Annotated in this window: 6 protein-coding genes and 1 pseudogene; 5 read left to right on the top strand and 2 right to left on the bottom strand. The window is 35.1% G+C overall.

All coding sequences use genetic code 11. The features are described 5' to 3' along the window. Both QMA00_RS18640 and QMA00_RS18635 read left to right on the top strand, forming a co-directional pair. Positions 1-291: hypothetical protein (locus tag QMA00_RS18640; RefSeq protein WP_290158466.1), on the top strand; the 291-nt coding region annotated here is incomplete at its 5' end. A gap of 106 nt (positions 292-397) precedes the next feature. After that, on the top strand, positions 398-1117 hold the full coding sequence (locus tag QMA00_RS18635; protein ID WP_290158464.1) for a hypothetical protein: 720 nt from the start codon (positions 398-400) through the stop codon (positions 1115-1117). 38 nt (positions 1118-1155) lie between these two features. Here the strand turns inward: QMA00_RS18635 and QMA00_RS18630 are convergent, their stop codons facing one another. Then, a complete protein-coding gene (locus QMA00_RS18630; protein ID WP_125825567.1) occupies positions 1156-2085 on the bottom strand; it encodes a hypothetical protein in 930 nt (309 codons plus the stop codon). Positions 2086-2201: 116 nt separating this feature from the next. Further along, on the bottom strand, positions 2202-2519 hold the full coding sequence (locus tag QMA00_RS18625; RefSeq protein WP_290158461.1) for a hypothetical protein: 318 nt from the start codon (positions 2517-2519) through the stop codon (positions 2202-2204). Between the two features lie 99 nt (positions 2520-2618). On the opposite strand from QMA00_RS18625, the gene QMA00_RS18620 reads away from it, so the two are divergent. From QMA00_RS18620 to QMA00_RS18610, 3 genes and pseudogenes are all read left to right on the top strand, one after another. After that, a complete protein-coding gene (locus tag QMA00_RS18620) occupies positions 2619-2990 on the top strand; it encodes an AHH domain-containing protein (RefSeq protein WP_024605455.1) in 372 nt (123 codons plus the stop codon). 4 nt (positions 2991-2994) lie between these two features. Further along, on the top strand, positions 2995-3585 hold the full coding sequence (locus tag QMA00_RS18615) for a DUF1629 domain-containing protein (protein ID WP_024605456.1): 591 nt from the start codon (positions 2995-2997) through the stop codon (positions 3583-3585). 21 nt (positions 3586-3606) lie between these two features. Next, a pseudogene (locus tag QMA00_RS18610) lies at positions 3607-3784 on the top strand (integrase); the annotation flags it as partial. Between the last annotated feature and the right edge of the window lie 161 nt (positions 3785-3945).

Raw genomic sequence — 3945 nt, 5'->3', positions numbered from 1 at the left:
TTCATAGTTCCAGTTTCTCAAGTTATTGAGTCTCTGGCAAACACGGGGCGATTCACATTGGCTCCCGATTTACAACAATACTTATGTGACAAAACAAATATGCCGTATCAACATATAAGTGATGTAAAAATAGCATTTGAGCAGCGCTCTTTATCTGAGCGGCATTATATTTTAGAGCTCGCATGGTGGTTAATCGAAAAATACCCAAGGAAGATAAATGAAGCCATTAAGTATAAAAAACTACGCCCACATTACCTCTACAAAGATATGCCGAGTCTAAGATTTAAGTAATGCTTATTATCTATGTATATTAAGTTAATTTTTCTTATTAGAAACAACTAAAGTAAGATAATAACCTGCCGATAACTAGTAATAAATAACGAACAAGGAAAATGATATGAAAGTTAATTCAAATGATACTAATCTAGCATCGCAGTTTATATCGAACGGTTCAGAAGTGAAAATTAATAAACCTGTAAATGGTAAAGAACAAATAAATAGTGAAATGGAGCGACTAGCTAAGGACATATATCATAATGATCAGCCTAAAGAGCCTAAAGCGACCTATGATAAGCCAATGAATATATCAACAAATAATGTTGTATCAACAAGGGAAGCAGAAGAAAAAGCGTTAAATAATATTCGAATCGCTACTGTGAATCTTTATATGCCGGGTGGTGAAGTTTCCAACTCTGTTGAAAAAATGTTTACTCAGTATGACAATATTGTGGCTGAAATAGCGGCCGAACAACCATCATTAGCGAATAAAGACTGGGGGATATCAATCAGTCAATCAGGTGAGCTAGAAGTTACAGGTTCTATTAATGATAAAGAGAAAAGTCTGATATCTGAAAAATTAAATGACAACGGGGATTTTGTGGCCGCAGCTAACGAGTTTAAATCGAGCTTTCTAGAGCACATTGACTTGGGAGTTAGGGGGTGGTCAAGTTACGACATAAACGAAGATAATTTCTCAAAAATATTTGATTTAAAAGAAATTCTGGATAATTCACAAGGAGGAGAAAGCTTTAAACAGGCTTGGAATAAGGACTTTAGTTGGCTTGAGTTAAACGATAATATCTCATCTCAACTTAGAAGAAATGCAGAACGAGAGTAATTTATTGCGAAAGGGCCTCATTTAGAGGCCCTTTTAAATTATGAAGGTTCGCTAGAAATTAAATCCTGATCGCAAATATGACCAAAATATACATATGGCACATTATCGCCACCTATCCCAATAGTGTCTATTTCTCCATTTTCATCAAGGCCTCTATTTGTTGGTATTACAATTTGCCAAGCACCAACTTCGACATCTGATTCCCAAACATTTTTATACCCCAAGCTATATTCCGTATGTAAAATACCCTTAACATTCGGAGTGCAAGAGTTTAAATTTATTTGATCTGATATCTTTCCGTTAGTATTTGATAACGCTTGATATGAGGTTGAAGTATTTGCTTGATCTTCAACATCTTTAATGAAATTAAAATAAGCAATAGCTCCTTCAATTGGCGCCCCTGTTGAATCACGTAATACCAGTGACCAATTCAATCTGTTGTATGCTTGTGTAGTTAGATAAGGTTGACTGTATGCTATTAAGGGTATTCTATTTACATTACTTTCACCAGAAATAACATCATTAGTAAATGAAGTCACTATTGATGATGTTGTCAACGTGTAATTGTTACTGGGATCAGCTGGTAGAGCGGTATTAGCTCTAACTCTTAAACTAATCGACTGGTTTGCCTGAAGGTTTGATAATAAATAATTATTATTTGCTACTAAAGGAGTCCAGCCATTGTTATTTATCTCAAAGATAAACTCGTCACTAAGAGTTTCATCTAATAAGCGTATAGATATATCTTGCCCTCTAACGACTGTAAACTGATAGTAATCAATATCATTTATACTATCCATATTGCCAGTTATAGTGTTTTGTTTATCAGGTAAAATGGTTGCAAGCGTTTCTGTATCATTAAATTCATAGGCATCTAAATTTGTTGCGACTGCTGCACCAAAATTAAATGGTGAACCATCAGAGTCAATAACTTCCATAAACCAGTAATAGTGACCTGGTTCAGTCAAAGCTAATACCACCTCATCTAGGTTACCTGTATTAGCAGATGTACCAATTGCAGTAAAAGTATCATCAGGATTATGTCTTAGTACACTTAAGTTAACATCCGTCTCAGTCGATTGGCCTACGAGCAAGCTGTCGTTTTGCTTCGTTCAGTAATTTCAAAATGGTAACAAATACTTTCGCCAGGCTGAGAATTACTAAGCGTATACAGGTTTTCTGTCGCTAGCGTAGGACAAATTGGTGTGATTGTACTTTCTACAGCTAACTCCTCATTTAACTTAACAGCACTTTGCTTTTTTATTAATGCTTTTTGAGGAAATACATCTGTTGTTACAAATTTATTTACTTCACCTGCATTATCTAAGTCGTGTTCAACGGCTAATACTTGAGATGAGATTAAAAGTGATAAACATGAGAGTGGGAGTTTGATTTTATTCACATTAACGTCCTTATTTGATTGTTTTAGAGTCTATAAAGTAAACATAAAATATTACAATTGCAACACATGAAAAGCCACTCCAAGAAGTTAGCTGAAAATATGGCTAAAGTTGGTAGAGGAAAGCTTCCTAAAAATACAGCCGCACATCATATTGTCTCTTGGAATGCCATGCGAGCAGCACGTTCTCGTATGCGGTTAGCGGCATTTGGTATTGACATTGATCATGAAGCTAATGGCGTATATTTACCATTACATAAAGCTCACGTTCCTCTGGAGTCAATGCCTGACGCTTATGCACACGCAACCATCCATACGAAAAAATATTATTTGAATGTAGAGTTTCTTCTTGACCAGTCAATCAACAAGGGATTAGGACACAGAGGGATAATTGAAGCATTACGTCAAATTTCAGATGGCCTTGAAGATGGTGAATTCCCAATCCATACAAAACTAAGTGGAACTCAGGTTTAATAATATGAAAAGTTTTAATAAAGTATATGGTTTTAATATAAACCCTGATTTATACCTTTACCTCAATGAAACAGGTTTCGAGCAAACGATGCAATTAACAGAAGGCCAAATTTTACTTTTTGATGGCCATTCAATGACAGATAACTGGCGCACTCTTGGAGTTAACTGGCTCATTGATGAGCATGATGTAAACGCTGGGCTTCAAATACCAGATATTGCAGGACTAGGAGCTACTTCTTATGTTTTATCAAAAGAAGTTAAAGCAATAATGGAACCTAATTTAGGACACAATGTTGAATATCTTAAATGTGATTTGCAAGGTGAAACTTGGTATGCGCTAAACCTAGTTGGTTTTGAAGATGCTCTAAACCACGACCTTACTGAGCACAATTATAATAAACGTGGTGAAATAAAAATGATAAAGCCGTTCAAGCGCTTAGTAATAGATAAGTCAAAAGTAGAAAATACAGCTTTATTTCGCACAAAAGAAACGGGATTGAGTTACATAACTACAGATGCAGAAAATAGTTTTTACTCTTTAATAAAAGAGAATAACCTTACTGGAATCGATTTTCATGAAATAGAAGCTATCTAGCTTTACAAGAAGCTCAAACATGTAGATAAGACCCAATATGGTACTCATTCAATGAGACGTACCAAAACATCACTAATTTATAAAAAACTAAAAAGCCTTTCAGCTTCTACTTGGCCATAGAAAACTAGAAAGAACTGTCAGGTACTTAGTAATAGAAGTTGATGATGCGTTAGACCTCTCAGAACAGATCGAAGCTTAATTTGAATCTAAGTTAAGATCTGGCATGTGCCAATCTTTGACTGTCAGATTTAATTGAGCCCTGTTAATCGAATCTGAAAGATGAAACTAAGACTTATGCATTTTAGTGTGTTAACACCAAGCGACTTTGTCGTATCTTAATTACCAAGCGATTCTGTCGTA

The sequence above is a fragment of the Pseudoalteromonas sp. APC 3694 genome (genome assembly GCF_030407565.1).
Lineage (GTDB): Bacteria > Pseudomonadota > Gammaproteobacteria > Enterobacterales > Alteromonadaceae > Pseudoalteromonas > Pseudoalteromonas tetraodonis.
Note: the sequence above shows the minus strand (reverse complement) of the source record. Positions and strands in the feature narration are given on the sequence as shown.